Source organism: Amycolatopsis balhimycina FH 1894 (assembly GCF_000384295.1).
Classification (GTDB): domain Bacteria; phylum Actinomycetota; class Actinomycetes; order Mycobacteriales; family Pseudonocardiaceae; genus Amycolatopsis; species Amycolatopsis balhimycina.
Genome location: NZ_KB913037.1, coordinates 3884544 through 3900464, shown reverse-complemented (window position 1 = coordinate 3900464; position 15921 = coordinate 3884544). Strand labels below are relative to the sequence as shown.

Below are 15921 nucleotides of genomic sequence, written 5' to 3'. Positions count from 1 at the left end.
GTCATACCCGCCGACTGTGCCCGGCCGGTGTGGCGGGTGGGAGCGGCATGTCCGCCATCCGGCGAATCCTGTCCCTGTGAGCCGCACGGGAGGGAAGTGACGGCGTTGGTCAGGTGCGCTGCCGGAAGGCGTCGGCGACGCCCGAGCGTGACGGCGTCTCCAGCTTGCCCAGCAGCCGGGCCACGTGGGCCTGGACCGTCCGCCGGGGCAGGGACAGCTCGGCCGCGATGTCCGGGTTGGACCGGCCCTCGGCGACCAGGCTCGCGATGCGGACCTCGATCGGCGTCAGCGACTCCCAGCCGTGTCCGGGCCGGATCGCCGTGAACAGCGCACCCCGGCGGACGCCGAGGCGGCGCAGCCGGGTTTCCGCGCGCCGCAGGTCCCAGCGCGCCGCCAGCGCCGTGTACAGCTCGGCGGCCTCTTCGAACGCCGCGTGCGCCGCGTCCAGGCGGCCCGCGCGGGCCAGCAGTACGGCCGCGTCCTCCAGCGCCGCGGCCAGTTCGGGCCGGCGGCCGACCGCGCGGAAGTGCTCGGCCGTCGCGAGCACCGGTGCCGGGTCCTCCTCGATCAGGCCACGGCACCACGACGCCGCCGCGTGCGCCCGGGCCGGCCGCCGTTCCTTCGCCGCTTCTTCCTCGCACACCGCCAGCGCCCGCCGGGCGCGGACGACGTCGTCCTGCTCCATCGCCAGCCGCACGAACGCCGGCAGCCACTGGTGCCGCAGCATCATCTGCGCGTACGTCGGGTTCAGGATCGGCTCGAGGACGGCCAACGCGCGGACCCGGTCGCCGCGCTGCTCCGCCGCCAGGGCGTCGGCGACCAGCAGGAAGTCGAAGCTCTCGCGTTCGGCGCCGGTCACCGGGGCGTACTCCTCCGCCGTGTCGAGGTGGGCCGCGGCCTGGGCCCGGTCGTCCCGGCGGCCCGCGATCAACGCCGCGACGCCGTGCAGCAGCAGGGCCGCCGGGCCGGGCTCGCGCAGGCCGTAGAACGTGATCGCCGGCCCGTCCTCGATGACCGTGTCCAGTTCGACCAGCGCCTCGTCCCAGCGGCCTTCCCAGTACCGGTGCACCGCGGCGGACACCTGCAGCCCGACCGGCAGCGCGTGCCGCGCCGCGACTTCGCCCGCCGCGCGCAGTGTGTCGCCCGCGTCGGCCAGGCGGTCGAGGTTCTGCAGCGTGAACACGCGGTTGTCGAGCAGGTCGAGGTGCAGGTCGGCCAGTTCGTGCTCGTCGCCGACGGCTTCGATCGCCGCGTCGACGTGGGTGAGCGCGCGGTCGTGCTCCCGGCGCACCGAATCGACCAGCCACAACGACTGCAGCGCGTGCGCGGTCAGGTACCGGTCATCGCCGGCGAGCGTTCTCATCTCGCGCGCCGTCCGCTCCGCGCTGTCCAAATCGGACAGATCGCCGCGGCGGAAGTTCGCCAGCAGCTGCCGGTGCTTGACCCGCCAGAGCTCCGGGACGGCCGGGTCGTCGACGGTCGCGGCGAGGGTCGCGACCGCGCCTTCGGTGTCGCCGCGGCGGTGCCGCAGCGCTGCGAGGATGTGCCGCATCTCCTCGACGGCGTCCGGCTCGGTGGCGACGTCGAGGGCCTGCCGCGCCAGGGTTTCCGGGCCGCGTTCCAACCGGAACAGCACCTTGACCAGCGCCACGAGCAGTGTCTCCCGGCGCGGGTCGGTGCCGTCGCATGCGGCCAGCGCCCGTTCCAGCAGCTCGACGGCGATCAGCGGCGCCCGGTTCGACACGGCCGCGTGGTGCCCGGCGACCCAGTCCAGCACCCATTCGTCCACAGTGGCCGGTGCCGCCACCAGCTGCTCGGCGACGCGTTTGACCGGGGCACCGATCCCGGCGAGCGCCCCGGCCGCCTGCCGGTGCAGGGCGGCCCGCGTCCCGGCCAGCAGCCGGCCGTACAGCGCCTGTCGCAGCAGGGGATGGCGGAACGCCAGCTGCGTCCCGGTGTCGATGAGCACGTTCGCCGCGACGGCTTCTTCCAGCGGCTCCAGCAGGTCCGACGGCCGGGTGCCGAGCACCGCGGCGATGTCGCCGACGGCGAACTCCATGCCCAGCAGCGCGCCCCAGCGCAGCACTTCCTGCGTCCGCGCGGTCAGGAAGTCCAGCCGGCGGTCGACCGCGGCGACCAGCGACCGCGGCGCCTCGAACTCCGCCGAATCGTCGACGTCGGCCTCGCCGCCGCGCACCTCGACCGCGCCGGCGCGCACCAGGACGTCGACCATCTCCTTGACGTACAACGGGTTTCCCGCACCACGGGCGGCCAGCTCGCGCAGTCCCGGCCCGGGCGGCGCCCCGATCTGGTCCTCGATCAGCCTGCCGACGTCGTCCCCGGTCAGCGGCCCGAGGTCGAGGACGACCCCGTCCCGCGCCTGGACGCCGCGGCGCAGCTGGGCGAGCTCGGAGCGGTCGGGCGCCGGGCGGGTCGCGGCCACCAGCAGCAGCGGCAGCTGCCGGGTCGCCGCGCAGAGCCGGTGCCACACCAGCACGGACGCCTCGTCCGCCCACTGCAGGTCGTCGAGCACGAGCACCTGCGGGCAGTGCGCGCACAGCTCGTCGACCAGGGCCAGCAGCCGGTCGACGGCGCCGAGCACCGGGTCGGCCGGGCCCCAGGCGCGCCGCACCGGGCCCTCGCCCGCGAGTTCCCGCGCCAGCCGCGCGCGCCGCGAGTCGTCCGAGTGGACGTCGATCGCCAGGCACTCCAGCACCACCTGCAGCGGGAACCGGGTGCTCAGCTCGTCGGCGGCCACCCAGTGCCGCTCGAAGCCGGGCCCGTCCGGCAGCGAGGTGGTGAGCAGCTCGGACTTGCCGATCCCGGCTTCGCCTTCGATCCAGACGGCCCGGCCGCGGCCGGCACGGACGTCGGCGACCAGTTCGGCGAGCTTCGCCGTCTCGGCTTCCCGGCCGAAGAGCCGGTGCCCGGTGACCACGACCGGCGCCGCGGGCGCGTCGAGGGCCGGGTCCTGGGCGAGGATCTGCCGCTGGATCCGCTGCAGCGCCGGACCGGGCTCCACGCCGAGCTCCGCGACGAGCGTGGCGCGGGCGTCGCGGAAGACGTCGAGGGCGTCGGCGGGACGGCCGCTGCGGTAGAGAGCGAGCATGAGCGACTCGCGCAGCGACTCCCGTAGCGGGTGTTCCCCGGCCAGCACCGCCAGTTCCGGCGCCAGATCGAGGTGCCCGCCCAGGGCCAGCACGGCTTCGGCGCGTCGTTCGAGGGTGTCCAGCCGCAGCTCGGCGAGGTGTTCGCGGTGCCGCTCGGCGAACCCGCCCGGCACGCCGGAAAGCGCTTCGCCCTGCCAGAGCGCGAGAGCGGCGTCCAGCTCGGTGACCGCCGCCCGTGGGTCACCCTGCTCGAGGTGCCGCCGCGCCCGCTCGCGGTGCCGCTCGAACACGGCCGCGTCGAGCGCGTCTTCCCCGAGCAGCAGCGAATACCCCGCCGGGTCCGAGACCAGGACGCTGGCCGCCGACCAGCGCGACCGGTCCGGTTCGAGGGCCCGGCGCAGCCCGGAGACGTAGGTGTGGACGCTGCCCTCGACGCTCGCCGGCGCCGAATCGCCCCACACGGCGTCGATCAGCTCGGCGCGGGGGACCGGGCGGCCGGAGTTGACCGCGAGCACCGCGAAGATGGCGCGCTGACGGGCGGGGCCCAGGCCGATTTCGGCCGCCCCGCGCCAAGCACGCAGCGGACCGAGCACGCCCACCCGCAGACCGGTGTCCGCATCCCCTGGCATGTCGTCGCCGTCCCCTCTGGGACTTCAGCCCCAGACCCCGTTCCCCCAGGGACATCTCGGTACCGACTACTTCGGTGACCTTACTGACGTGGCAACCCCGCCCAAGGTTGCGCGTTCACCTAGATCCCGGCCCGAAGTCCGTGAATGGCACATTGCGGGACTTCAAGTCCCTCAATGTGCCATTCACGGACGTTGGCCGGCGGCGGGGCGGTTCAGTCGGCGGCTGCGGCGCGAGGGCGCGCGGGGTTGGCACGGCGGATGCCGAACGGCTGCATCCTGAGCTCCGCGCGGTGGACGTCCCAGACCGCGCCCATGCCGGTGTAGGCGGTCATCGCCCCGCGGAACGCCATCCGGGCGTCGTCGAGCCGGCCCGCTTCGGCGAGCAGGATCGCCGCGTCCTCCGTCGCCTTGGCCTGCTTGAGGAGCCGGCCGGCGGCCCGGTAGTGCCCGGCCGCGGTGAGGACCGGCTCGGGGTCGCCGGTGACCAGGCCGCGGCAGTGCGCGGCGGCCGCGGCGTGCGCGGGCGGGACGTCGCCTTCGGGTTCGAGCAGGCGCAGCGCCTGGTGCGCACGCTGGTGGTCGTCGAGCCGTCCGGCGATCCGGACGAGGTCGGGCAGCCACTGGTGGCGCGCGGCGGGCGGGTAGTCGTCCTCCAGCAGCGGCAGGAGCGCGGCCAGCGCCGCTTCGGGCCTGCCTTCCTGCTCGGCCAGCAACGCCCGTGCCGCGAGCAGGAAGTCGCCGCCGTCGGGCTCGAGCCCCGGCGGCCACTGCTGCCGGTCGGCCGTGTCGAGGTGCGTCCTGGCCAGGACCGGTTCGCCGCGGTGGCCGGCGATCAACGCGCCGACGCCGTGCACCAGCAGGGTCGAGCCGAGGCTGCGCAGGACGTAGGACGCGGTGTCCGCGCCGTCGCGGATCACCGCGTCCAGTTCGGCCAGTGCCTCGGGCCAGCGGCCCAGCCAGTAGTAGTGCACCGCGCCGGCCAGGTGCATCTCGCCCGGCACCGCGCGCGTCGCGGCGATGCGCCGGGCGGCGTCGAGCGGCTCGGCGGCCTCGTCGAGGCTGTCGAGGTTCGGGACGGACAGCGCCGCGTCGTCCAGCGGGTGCAGCCCGGCCGGCGCCAGGACCGTGTCCTCGCCGAGCCGTTCCAGCGTCGCCAGCAGTGCCTCGTGCCGCCCACGCCACATTTCCGGGACGTCGGCGTCGTCGAGGGTCCGCTTCAGTTCGGCGGTCGCCTCGGAGAAGTCGCCGCGGCGGTAGTAGACGTAGGCCAGGATCCAGCGCATCTCGGCCGCCCGCCTGCTGTCGGCCGTCCGCGCGACGACCGAGCGTGCCTCGGCCTCGGGTTCCCGGCCGAGCCAGAACAGCAGCCGGGCCAGGGTCGCGGTCAGCGTCTCCCGCGCGTCCGGCGGCAGCGTGCCCTGCGTGACGGCGTGGCGCAGCAGGTCGACCGCGACGCGCGGGGTTCCGGTGGCGACCGTGCCGATGTGCTCCAGCAGCCACGCGGTGACCCACGGGTCCACCTGCGCGGGCGCGGCGGCGAGCTGTTCGGCGACGCGCTCGGCGGGCGCTCCCGCGGCGGCGAAGGCCTCGGCCAGCTGCCGGTGCAGTGCGACCCGCATCGCCGCGGGCGTCTTTTCGTAGAGCACGCGGCGCACCAGCGGGTGCCGGAACGCCAGCCGGTCGCCGGATTCGACGAGCATCCCGGACGTGATCGCCTCGTCGACCGCGCCGACCAGCGCCGTCGGTGACCGTTCGGTGGCGACGGCGATGTCCGCCAGGGAGAACTCCTGGCCGAGGAGCGCGGCCCAGCGCAGCGTGTCGCGGGTCCCGCTGGAGAGGAAGCTCAGGTACAGCGTGATCCGCGAGCCCAGCGCCGGTTGGATGGCCTGGCCCGCGTTGCCGTCGAGGTGCGCGTGGACGCCGTCGAGCACGATCGACGACTGCGCCAGCAGTGACTGGACGATTTCCCGGACGTAGCGCGGGTTCCCGGCCGCGTGGGACACCTGCGTCTGGAGGCCGGGTCCGGGCGGCGCGCCGACCAGCTCGGTGGCGAGCTTCCGCGCGGCGGCTTCGGTCAGCGGAGGCAGCGATACCACGGCGATGTCATCGTTGTCAGGTTCGGCCCGCAGGTCGTCGAGCGCGGCCGGTCGCGGCACCGGACGGCAGGCGCCGACGAGCAGCAGCGGCAGCTGCCGCGTCTCCCGGCTCAGGTACCGCCAGACCCGCAGCGTCGTGTCGTCGGCCCACTGCAGGTCGTCGACCACGAGCACCAGCGGGGCTTCCGCGCACAGCTCGCGCACCAGCCCGAGCACGCCGTCGACCGGGTCTTCACCGGGTTGCCCGGCGAGCCGGGTGGCGAGCGCGGCCCGGCGTTCGTCGGCGGCGTCCGGATGGACGCCCAGCGCGTCGAGCAACGGGCGCAGGGCGAAGCGCTGGTCCAGCGCGTCCGCGGCGGCGAAGGCGGGCTTCAGGTCTTGGGTCATGGCAAGCACTTCGGCCAGCAGCGCCGTGCGGCCGATGCCCGGTTCGCCCTCGAGCCACACCGACCGGCCGACGCCGGCTTCGAGACCGGCGACGGCTTCGCGCAGCCGGGCGACTTCGGCTTCCCGGCCGACGAAGATCTCCGCCTGCTCCGGCAGCGTCGCGGCCGGGACCCGCGCCCGACGCGGGAACGGCGGCGGTTCCGGTGCCGGGGCAGGTCTTTCGCGCAGCTCGTCGTACAGCCGCCGCAACTGCGGGCCGGGCTCGGTGCCCGAGGACTCGACGAGCCGGTCTCGGACGTCGGCGTACACCGCGATCGCCTCGGTCCGCCTGCCCGCCTGGACCAGGGCCCGCATGAGCAGCCCGCGCAGCGTCTCGCGGAACGGGTGTTCGCGGGTCAGCGCCGTCAGCTCGGCGACGAGCTCCGCGTGCCCGCCGGACTCCAGCACGACTTCCGCGCGCCGTTCGATCGTCGCCAGCCGCACTTCGGTGAGCCGCGCGCGCTGGGCCGCGGCGAACGGCCCGGGCAGGCCGGACAGCGGAACCCCGTGCCAGAGCCCCAAAGCCGTGTCGAGGGTTGCGCGGGCGCCGCGGAGATCACCCGCCGCCTGCTCCCGCTGTGCCTGCTCCCGCAGGCTTTCGAACCGGTGGACGTCGATCGCTTCGGCGTCCAGGCAGAGCGAATAGCCGGAGCCGATCGACGCGAGCAGCTGCGGGCCCTCGCCCTTGGCGCGACCCGGTTCGAGCGCGCGCCGCAGCCCGGAGATGTAGGTGTAGATGGACCCCTGCGCGCTCTGCGGCGGCGCTTCGCCCCAGACGGCGTCGATCAGCTCCTCGCGCGAAACCGTGCGGTTCGGGGTCATCGCCAGTGCGGCGAGCACCGTCCGGCGGTGCGCGGAGCCGAGTTCCAGCTCCGTTTCGCCTTGCCAGGCCTTCATGGGGCCCAGCAGCCGGAGTCTCGGTGCGGAGCCGTCCGCAGCCGACATCGGTCTCCCTTCGTGCGCTGACGAATCGTCACGCGCCGGATGCCTGACGTGAGCATACGCGGACGCCGTGAACCGGCAGGCAAGGATGGCGGACATTCGGGCAACGGGTGACCGTGCGGGGTTTCGCGCCGCCACGGCGTGGGTCACCCTGCGGGAGGCTCGAGAGGAGTTCCGCATGGCGACAGCCGCGCCGACCGAAGACATGCAGCGGGCCGCCGCCCGTTTCGCGTACGCCGTCGAAGCGGCCCGCTCCCGGCTTCGCGACGTCAACAGCGAGATGGCGGTGACGCAGGCGTCGTGGCGTGGTGAAGCTTCGGTGCGGCTCGGCCAGGCGATGAGCGACTGGGAGCAGGAGTTCGACGTCATCCTCTCGCGGCTGGCGGGACTGCTGGAGGCGACCGGCGGCCCGATGCCGCGGCCGCGGCGGCCGTGACCCGGGACTGCCGCCTCGCCGATCTGGTGCTGGACCGGATGGCGGCGATCACCGGTGAGCTGGGCGAGCTGCTGGCCGAGCTGGAGACGGACGTCGAGCCGGAGCTGGCCGGCTGGACCGGCGAGGCGCGGGAGGAGTACCTGCGCGCCAAGCGCGACTGGGGCCGGGCGGTCGAGCGGATGCCGGAGTGCCTGGAGCGGGCGCGGGAGGCGTTCGACGAGCTGGCGGGTTCCGTCTTCACGCGCGTGAAGACGGAATAGGGAAGGCGTGAAGACCGGCCGTCCACACTGCGGTCATGAAGCCCGTCGAAGTGAGCGTCCTCGCCTCGGACCCGATCACGCACGCCGGCGCGGTGAGCCTCCTGGAATCGCATCCGGACGTCCGGGTCACCGACCTCGTGCCGGACGTGCTGCTGGTGATGGAGGACCACGTCACCGAGGCGGTGCTGGGCGAGATCCGCGCGGCCAAGGCGTCCCACGTCGTGCTGGTCGTCGAGCACTTCCGCGAGAGCGACCTGATGGCGGCACTGGAGTGCGGGGTGGTGGCGATCCTGTCGCGCCGCGAGACGGGCGGCGCCGAGCTGGTGACGGCGGTGCTCGCCGCGGGTGACGGCACGGCGAACCTGCCACCGCGGCTGCAGGGCGCGCTGCTGGCGCAGGTGCAGCGGATGCGCAAGGACGTCCTGGAACCGAACGGGCTGACGCTGTCCGGGCTCGCGGCCCGCGAGTGCGACGTGCTGCGGCTGGTCGCCGAGGGCTTCGGGACCGAGGAGATCGCGGCGAAGCTGTGCTATTCCGAGCGGACCGTGAAGAACGTCCTCTACGGCCTGATGACGCGCTGCGGCCTGAACAACCGCGCCCACGCCGTCGCCTACGCCCTGCGGGCGGGCGCGATCTGAGACGTTTTCGTTGCCACTGTCACCTTTCGGTGGGCTAGGGTCCCCGATCATGGTGCTGACCGCAGTGGACATCGCGGCTTCCGTCCGGGCCGGGACCCTCGATCCGGTGACCGTCGTGCAGGAAGCACTCGACCGGATCGCGGCGGCGGACGGCGTCGTGGGCGCGTTTCGCCGGGTGCGAGCCGAAGAGGCGCTGAAGGAGGCGGCGGAGGTCGCCGCGCGGCCCGACCTCGCGTCGCTGCCGCTGGCCGGGGTGCCCGTCGCGGTCAAGGACGTCACGGAGATCGCGGGCGAGTTCGCTTCGCACGGCTCGGTGGCGGGCCCGTCGTCACCGGCGGCTACGGACGGAGTGATCGCGGCGCGGCTGCGGGCCGCCGGCGCGGTCCTGATCGGGCTGACCCGCGTGCCGGAGCTGTGCATCTGGCCGATGACCGACACCCCGGACGGCATCGCCCGCAACCCGTGGGACCCGACGTACGCCTCGGGCGGCTCGTCCGGCGGCAGCGCGGCGGCGGTGGCGGCCGGCCTGGTCCCGCTGGCGCACGGCTCCGACGGCATGGGCTCGGTCCGGCTCCCGGCGGCGATGTGCGGGCTGGTCGGGCTGAAGCCGGGCGCGGACCTGCTGTCCGAAGGCGGCTGGTTCGGCATGTCGGTGCACGGCCCGCTCGCCACGACGGTCGCCGACGCGGCAGTGCTGCTCTCGGTGCTGGCAGACACGCCTTCGCTGGCTTCGGTCCCTTCGCCGTCGGCGGTACGCATCGGGATGTCGACGACGGTGCCGGTCCTGCACACACCGGTGCCTCGTGAGCTGGTCGCGGCGGTTTCGCAGGCAGCGGGCCTCTTGGCGTCGGCCGGCCACGCGATTTCGCCGGCGGCGCCCAGGTACCCGGCAACGATGGTCGCGGGCATGACAGCTCGCTGGCTGGCGGGCCCGGCGGCCCAGGCCGAGAACTTCGACTTCGGCCGGCTGCAGGGCCGGACGCGGGCGCACGTCCGCGCCGGGAAGCTGGTCGTTCGCACCGGCCTGATCCGCGAGCGCACGCGGCAGCGCTGGCTGTCGCGGGCGGAGGAGTACTTCGCATCGCACGACGTCCTGATGACGCCGACGCTGTCGCACTGGCCGGTCAAGGCGGGCCGCTGGCACGAGCGCCGCTGGCTGTCGAACGTCGTGCCGTCGACGCGCCTGGCGGGCTTCACGGGCCAGTGGAACCTGGCTGGCTACCCGGCGATCACGGTCCCGATGGGCCGGTCCGCGGTGTCGGGCCTGCCGACGTCGGTCCAGCTGGTGGCGCGGCCAGGCGGGGAGTCACTGCTGCTGGGCCTGGCGGCCCAGCTGGAGTCGGCCAACCCCTGGCCCCGCACGGCCCGCAACTGAGCTACTCGCCCGGAACGCCGTGATGGCCACCTTGAGGAACTTCAAGTTCCTCAAGGTGGCCATCACGAAACGTCGGAAAAGCAGCCCGGGTCAGGAACCCGGCTTGCTCGCCGTCGGGGACAGCGGCTTCGCGCCGTTGCCGTTCGCAGGCTTGGTCGCCGGGCCGTTCTGCTTCGCGGGCGCGCTCCCCGGCTTCGGAGCCGGAGCCGGCTTCGCGGCCTGAGGCGCGGTCTTCGGAGCCGAAGCGGCCGGCTTCACCGAAGCCGGGATCGACGGCTGGACCACCGGGACCACCGGCGCGGCCGGCGTCGTGGCCGACTCCGCGTCCGAGTCGCCGCCGACCAGCTTCGACGCCTGGGGGATCACCGCTTCCTCCGGCAGCGTCGCGAGCTGCGTCTCGCTGCGGTCGAGGATGTCCTCCGCCATCGCGAGGCTCTTGCGCGCCTGCTCGCGGATCTCCGCCAGCCGTTCGACCTTGCGGTTGGCCGCCGTCGTGCGCTGGGCCGCCTGGGTCGTCGCCTCGTCGAGCCGGCGCTTGGCCTCCGCCGTCGCCTCGTCGAGGCGCCGCTTCGCCTCCGCCGTCGCCTCCGCGATCCGGCGCTCCGCCTGGTTCTTGCTCGCCGTGCGCTGGTCGGCGATGTGCTTCTCCAGCGTCGCCCGCTGAGCCGACTGGGTCGCCTCGAACTCGCGCTCGATCTTCCGCCGCTTGCGCTCCGCCTCGTTGTCCAGCAGCTCGCGCCGCTGGGCCGCCTCGACGGTCAGCCGCTGCACCTCGGCCCGCGTCTCCGTCAGCGCGCTCTCGTGCTCGGAGTGCAGCAGGTCGGCCTGCTTGTCCAGCTCCGCGACCAGCTTCGTGTACCGCTCACGCAGCTTCGTCGACGCCTCGGTCGAGCCCGCCCACGTCTTCTCCGCGGCCGCCTCGGCGCGCTTGATGATCTCGTCCGCGCGGGCCTGGGCGAGCGTGACCGTGCGCTGCATCCGCTCGTCGAGGTCCTCGAGCCGCTCCGGCGGCTTCTTCAGCTCCTCGATGCGCGCTTCCAGCGAGGCGACCTGCTGCCGGACGGTCTCGGCCTCGCGCGTCGCGGCGGCGGCCTGTGCCGCCGCGGCGTCGCGCTCGCTGAGCACCCGGCGCAGCTGGGCTTCGATGTGGTCGAGGTACTGCCGGACCTCGTTGCGGTCGAAACCGTGCCAGGCCTGGGTGTACTCACGACGAAGGGGAAGAAGGCCGTTGAGGGCGGTTGCGGCGGGGTCGCGCTCAGGAACCATGGGCCCGACCGTACCCGGGCACCCGCCGCCTCCGCCTTCCGGCTTAACGAATCACCAACACGTGTCGCCGTGTCGCCGGAACGGCCGCACCCCGGAAACGCAGCGTCACCAGTGAAACCCGCGCGAAAGCCGCGCCAAGGCCATCGCCGCGCGGGAAAGGTGAATCTCGCCACGTCCGATCTTGAGCCGGCCGGATCCGCCCGCCGCGGTCGAATCCGGGAAAATCCGGAAACCCTGGTACGCGACGGCGTCGGTGAGCCCCGGCGTGAGCGTGTAGGCCAGCCCGATCGCCTGCCCGGCCGGCGTGCCGATGTGCTTCGGCCGCTCGACCAACGCCTTCATCACCATGTCCGCGGCCTGCTCCGGCGACTTCGTCGGGAACGCGTCGTAGATCTTCGTCGGGCGGATCATCGGCGTGCGCACCAGCGGCATGTGGATCGTGGTGAACGTGATCCCGTCGCCGTGCGTCTCGGTCGCCGCGATCCGCGAGAAGTAGTCCAGCGCCGCCTTCGACGCCGCGTACGCCGAGAAGCGCGGCGCGATGCCCTGGACGCCGATCGAGGACACGTTGACGATGTGCCCGAACTTCCGCTCCGACATGTGCGGCAGCACCGCGAGGATCAGCCGGACCGCGCCGAAGTAGTTGATCGCCATCGCGCGCTCGTAGTCGTGCATCCGGTCGTAGGACAGCTTGATCGACCGGCGGATCGACCGGCCGGCGTTGTTGACCAGCATGTCGATCCGGCCGTGCTCGGCCAGCATCGCGTCGACGGCCTTGTGCACCGAGTCCTCGTCGGTGAGGTCGGCCGGGTACACCGACGCCGTGCCGCCGGCGGCGACGATCTCGTCGCGGACCTCTTCCAGCTCGTGCTGCCGCCGCGCGACGAGCAGCGGGACGCCGCCCGCGGCGGCCACCTTCAACGCGGTCGCCCGGCCGATGCCCGACGACGCTCCGGTGATGATCACGCGGCGTCCGTCCAGCTCGCCGCGCGGGCCGTGCTTGCGCGCGCGGAACGGGTCGAGGTGCTCGCGCCAGTAGCGCCACAGCGTCGGCGCGTACTCCTCCAGCCGCGGCACCTCGACGGTGCCGGCGAGGGCCTTGCGCGTCTCGGCCGAGGAGAACACCGACGGGAACGCCATCGTGTCCAGCAGCACCGGCGGGATGCCGAACCGCTCCATCACGGCGTCGCGGGCGATGGTGACGCCGGGGATGTGCTCGGTCAGCTTGACCAGCCCGACGATCCGCTTCGAGAGGCCTTCGCCCAGCTGCACGGTGATGGTCGGCGCGCCCGCGGCCTTCGCGAAGGCGTTGTACACCGAGACGACCGGCTGCGGCTCGGGGTTGACCAGGTGGAAGGCGTGGCCGTCGAGGCCGGGCTTGACCACCAGCTCCAGCAGCGCCTCGGCGACGTAGTCGACCGGCACGATGTTGGTGTCGCCGAGGTCCGGGCCGACGAGCGGCAGCACGTCCGGCAGCCCGGCGAGCCGGTTGATCGCCGGGAAGAGGTAGTACGGGCCGTCGATCTTGTCCATCTCGCCGGTCTCCGAGTGTCCGACGACGACGGCGGGCCGGTACACCCGCCACGGCACCCGGTCCTGCTCGCGGACGATCTTCTCGGCCTCGAACTTGGTCCGGTGGTACGGCGTGACGAGCCGCTGGCCGGCGTCGAACATCTCCTCGGTGAAGACGCCTTCGTGGTCGCCCGCGACGGCCACCGACGACACGTGGTGCAGGCAGCCCGCGCGCAGGTCCGCGGCCAGGTCGACGACGGCCTGGGTGCCGTCGACGTTCGCTTTGATGCTGGCCTCGTCGTCGGCGGTGAGGTCGTAGAGGGCGGCGAGGTGCACGACGTGGTCGACGCTGCCGCGCAGCTCGTCGCGGTCGGCTTCGGACACGCCGAGCAGCGGCTCGGCGAGGTCGCCGGTGACGAGCGTGACGCGGTCGGAGTGCGGCCACTGGTCGACCAGCGCGGCCAGCTTGGCCCGCGAGGACGCGCGCACGACCAGCGCGACGCGGTCGTCGTCGGGGCGGGAGAGCAGCAGCCGGGTGAAGTGACGCCCGATCAGTCCGGTCGCCCCGGTCACCAAGAACGTCGCCATTGTCTTCACACCTCTCGCCGCCACAGCCCTGACCCTGGGCATTCTGCTGCATGGCGACGCGCACGACCACCGTTCCGAAACGTGATGTTACCCACGAGTAACTTAGGTCGGGTCCGCGATGACGACGCGGTTCTCCTCGTAGCCGTCCGATCCGCCGACCCAGCGGCCGCCGCACGTCACCAGCACCACGCGGTGCGGGCCGGACGGGCCGAACAGGTAGTCGGCGCGGGCAGGCAAGTCGCTCTTGTGCACCGTGACCAGCTGCGATATCCGGTACCGCCACGTCTTTCCCGCACTGTCCACAATGGTCACTTCGGTGCCGATCCTGGCGTCCCACAGCTCGGCGAACGGCCCGGTCGCGCCCCGCCAGTTCACGTGGCCGGCGAACACGCTCGCCCCGCCCGCCGCGTCGAGTGACGCGCCCCACCACGTCGCCTGGCCGAGGTCGGTGGGCACCGGCAGCTCGCCACCCGGGCCGAGGTCCTTGCGCACCAGCGTCGCCGTCCCGCCGGCGGGCAGCCGGACGGTGCCGGGCCGCTGCGGCGGCGGGGTCGCCGGCGCGGCCGCCGCTGACGACGGCGTCTGGGCGGCGGGAGCGGCTCCAGGCGCGGAAGCGGTGGCCGTCGGGGATGGCGACGGCACCGGGGCCGCGGCTCCGGCGGCACCGGCGGCGGGCAGCGCCGTGCCGGTCACGACGGCCACCGGCGGCGCGGTGAGCACGGTGGGGCCGAACTGCACCGCGAGTACCGCCGCCGCGCCGAGGGCGAAGCCGGCGAGCAGCCGGCCCCGGCCGGGCTTGCGGGCGGGTGGCTCCCGATGGCCGCCGGGCGGCTCGTCTTCGACGGCCGCCCAGCCGATGCCCCGGTGCCATTCGTCGACGAACCAGTCCTCGCCCTGCCAGTCGTCGCCGTGGTTCGCCACGCCGTTACCGCCGGGACGCCCGCCGTGCGGCGAAGCCGATCAGCCCGGCCGCCAGCAGCACGAGCAGGCCGAGCCCGGCCAGGCCCGGCACGGAGTAGCTCGTCTCGACAACCCCCTGCGCCCGTGCCACCGGCTGGTCGCCGGCGGGGATCGCGCGCGGGACCTCGTTCGGCTTGTTCGTCACGGTCAGGGCGAGCGTCTCGCCCGGCTTCACGGTGCCGCACGCCGACGGCGGGCTCTGCGGGTCGTAGGCGTTCGTGTAACCCGGCGGCGGGCTTGCCTCGACGACGCAGATCTCCTGCGGGGCGCGGAGGTTTTCGACCGTCACGCCCCCGGTCTTGCCGTCGGTGGTGACGACGGCGGGCTTGCCGTCGGCCCCGGTGAGCGGCTTGCCGTCCTGGCCGAGCGCCGCGGACGTCTTGTCCTTGCCGGTGATCCGCAGGACGGCGCCGCCGACGCCCTTGCCCGTGTTCGCGTCCGTCTTGGTCACCTGGACCTTGCCGGGCTTCGCGACGTTGACGACGCCACGGGCGGTCAGTTCCTTCTCCCCGCCGGTGGAGACCACGCGCTGCACGGTGGTGTCGATCGGCAGCCGGACATAGGGCCGGTCGGCCGGCGCGGACAGCGAGGCCACCAGCTTCGGCTGGTCGCCGGTCGGAGTCAGCTTCACCTTCACGGTGCCGTCGGCGCCGGTCTTCAGCGTGACCTCCTTCGCGGCGGCCTGCGGGCTCGCGTTGCCCGCGGCGCTGTCCGCCTTCTCACCGTCGAGGGCGGCGGCGGTCGCCGTCAGTTTCACCGCGACGCCCGGGACGCCCTTGCCGTGGGCGTTCTTCACGGTGGCGGTCCACTCGGCCGCTTCGCCGAGGTGCTGGGCGCCCTTCGGCGTGGTGACCGAAGCGGTCCACGGCCCGCGGTTGGTTTCGGCGTCCGTCTTCAGCCGCTCGACGGCGTCGGCCGCGGCCTGCATGTCGTGGTCGCGCATGTACTTGAGGTGCGCCGGCGCGTCGTAGGCGATCTTGTCCTTGGGCAGGGTCGGCTCGAGGTCGTCCGGGGTGCGGGGCGCCGCGGTCCACGAGTGCAGCAGGTGCGCGAGCGCGGTCGCCTCGTCCGGGTTCTTGGTGTCGCCGTAGCGCAGCAGCAGGTAGGAGATGTTCGCGGCTTGGTCGGCGGGCAGCTTCGTGCCCCACTTCGTCAGCAACTCGTCGCCGGGCTTGTACTGCTCATCGGTGTTCGGCGCCTTCAGCAGGAAGCTCACGCAGAACACCTGCTGCCCGCCGACGACGTACGACCCCAGCCAGACCGTGCCGAAGCCGTCCTGGCCCCCGACGTCGTGCCCGATGCCTTCTTGGCTCGCCGCCGAGGCAGCGGGCGCTCCAGCCGTCATGGAAAGCGTGCCGAGCAGAGCGGCGGCGAGGAGTCCGGTGAGCGCGCGAACACCCGCGCGCGGGCGTGGTGACCACCCCATGTGTCAATGCTCCTTCGTTCGACGCGCGGCAGCGCCCACGCGTCTCTGCAGGTCACACGACTGATCAAATCCCCGACGCGCATTCGGTGAAGATCCGAGCACGCGAAGTGAGCGTTGCGCCAAGAGGAAAAACTGTGTACCGCTCTTCGGGTGGCTGTCGCCGAACGGTCGTGCCGCCTGTCGCTTACTGTGTCGGCTGAGACGGACGACCGCTGTCGAGTAAAGTTGTCTTTACTCGACGGGAACCGCACGTCCCC

General features: G+C 73.4%; 10 protein-coding genes. 4 read left to right on the top strand and 6 right to left on the bottom strand.

The genetic code is table 11. The annotated features are described in order from the left end of the window. Window positions 1-109: 109 nt before the first annotated feature. A complete protein-coding gene (locus A3CE_RS0116900) occupies window positions 110-3739 on the bottom strand; it encodes an ATP-binding protein (RefSeq protein ID WP_245589539.1) in 3630 nt (1209 codons plus the stop codon). 212 nt (window positions 3740-3951) lie between these two features. After that, the gene (locus A3CE_RS0116895) at window positions 3952-7206 is read right to left on the bottom strand and encodes an ATP-binding protein (RefSeq protein ID WP_026468567.1); all 3255 of its coding nucleotides are present in this window, start codon (window positions 7204-7206) and stop codon (window positions 3952-3954) included. 175 nt (window positions 7207-7381) lie between these two features. On the opposite strand from A3CE_RS0116895, the gene A3CE_RS0116890 reads away from it, so the two are divergent. Genes A3CE_RS0116890 through A3CE_RS0116875 form a run of 4 tightly spaced genes read left to right on the top strand, consistent with a single transcriptional unit; the run spans window position 7382 to window position 9912 of the window. Next, window positions 7382-7639, top strand: coding sequence for a WXG100 family type VII secretion target (locus A3CE_RS0116890; protein ID WP_020641282.1), 258 nt, complete (start codon window positions 7382-7384; stop codon window positions 7637-7639). Continuing rightward, complete coding sequence (locus tag A3CE_RS0116885) at window positions 7636-7899, top strand: hypothetical protein (protein ID WP_020641281.1); 264 nt, start codon at window positions 7636-7638, stop codon at window positions 7897-7899. The genes A3CE_RS0116890 and A3CE_RS0116885 overlap by 4 nt, the downstream gene beginning before the upstream one ends. Before the next feature lie 35 nt (window positions 7900-7934). After that, entirely contained in the window at window positions 7935-8537 is a 603-nt protein-coding gene (locus A3CE_RS0116880) for a response regulator transcription factor (RefSeq protein ID WP_020641280.1), read from the top strand. A gap of 49 nt (window positions 8538-8586) precedes the next feature. Continuing rightward, complete coding sequence (locus A3CE_RS0116875) at window positions 8587-9912, top strand: amidase (RefSeq protein WP_020641279.1); 1326 nt, start codon at window positions 8587-8589, stop codon at window positions 9910-9912. Between the two features lie 90 nt (window positions 9913-10002). Here A3CE_RS0116875 and A3CE_RS0116870 read toward each other — a convergent pair whose 3' ends face one another. From A3CE_RS0116870 to A3CE_RS0116855, 4 genes are all read right to left on the bottom strand, one after another. Further along, entirely contained in the window at window positions 10003-11178 is a 1176-nt protein-coding gene (locus A3CE_RS0116870) for a coiled-coil domain-containing protein (protein ID WP_020641278.1), read from the bottom strand. A 105-nt stretch (window positions 11179-11283) separates the two neighbouring features. Continuing rightward, window positions 11284-13278 (bottom strand): SDR family oxidoreductase, encoded by a 1995-nt coding sequence (locus A3CE_RS0116865; RefSeq protein WP_020641277.1) that lies wholly within the window; start codon window positions 13276-13278, stop codon window positions 11284-11286. Window positions 13279-13380: 102 nt separating this feature from the next. After that, window positions 13381-14199: a class F sortase gene (locus A3CE_RS0116860; RefSeq protein ID WP_020641276.1), complete on the bottom strand. Its 819-nt coding sequence runs from the start codon at window positions 14197-14199 to the stop codon at window positions 13381-13383. A 4-nt stretch (window positions 14200-14203) separates the two neighbouring features. Then, window positions 14204-15664: an MSCRAMM family protein gene (locus A3CE_RS0116855; protein ID WP_020641275.1), complete on the bottom strand. Its 1461-nt coding sequence runs from the start codon at window positions 15662-15664 to the stop codon at window positions 14204-14206. Window positions 15665-15921 lie beyond the last annotated feature (257 nt).

What these genes read in the sequence shown, in the direction of transcription:
- A3CE_RS0116865 (WP_020641277.1), bottom strand. Translation starts at nt 13,278, where the DNA reads ATGGCGACGTTCTTGGTGACCGGGGCGACCGGACTGATCGGGCGTCAC.
- A3CE_RS0116875 (WP_020641279.1), top strand. Translation starts at nt 8,587, where the DNA reads ATGGTGCTGACCGCAGTGGACATCGCGGCTTCCGTCCGGGCCGGGACC.
- A3CE_RS0116870 (WP_020641278.1), bottom strand. Translation starts at nt 11,178, where the DNA reads ATGGTTCCTGAGCGCGACCCCGCCGCAACCGCCCTCAACGGCCTTCTT.
- A3CE_RS0116890 (WP_020641282.1), top strand. Translation starts at nt 7,382, where the DNA reads ATGGCGACAGCCGCGCCGACCGAAGACATGCAGCGGGCCGCCGCCCGT.
- A3CE_RS0116880 (WP_020641280.1), top strand. Translation starts at nt 7,935, where the DNA reads ATGAAGCCCGTCGAAGTGAGCGTCCTCGCCTCGGACCCGATCACGCAC.
- A3CE_RS0116895 (WP_026468567.1), bottom strand. Translation starts at nt 7,206, where the DNA reads ATGTCGGCTGCGGACGGCTCCGCACCGAGACTCCGGCTGCTGGGCCCC.
- A3CE_RS0116900 (WP_245589539.1), bottom strand. Translation starts at nt 3,739, where the DNA reads ATGCCAGGGGATGCGGACACCGGTCTGCGGGTGGGCGTGCTCGGTCCG.
- A3CE_RS0116855 (WP_020641275.1), bottom strand. Translation starts at nt 15,664, where the DNA reads ATGGGGTGGTCACCACGCCCGCGCGCGGGTGTTCGCGCGCTCACCGGA.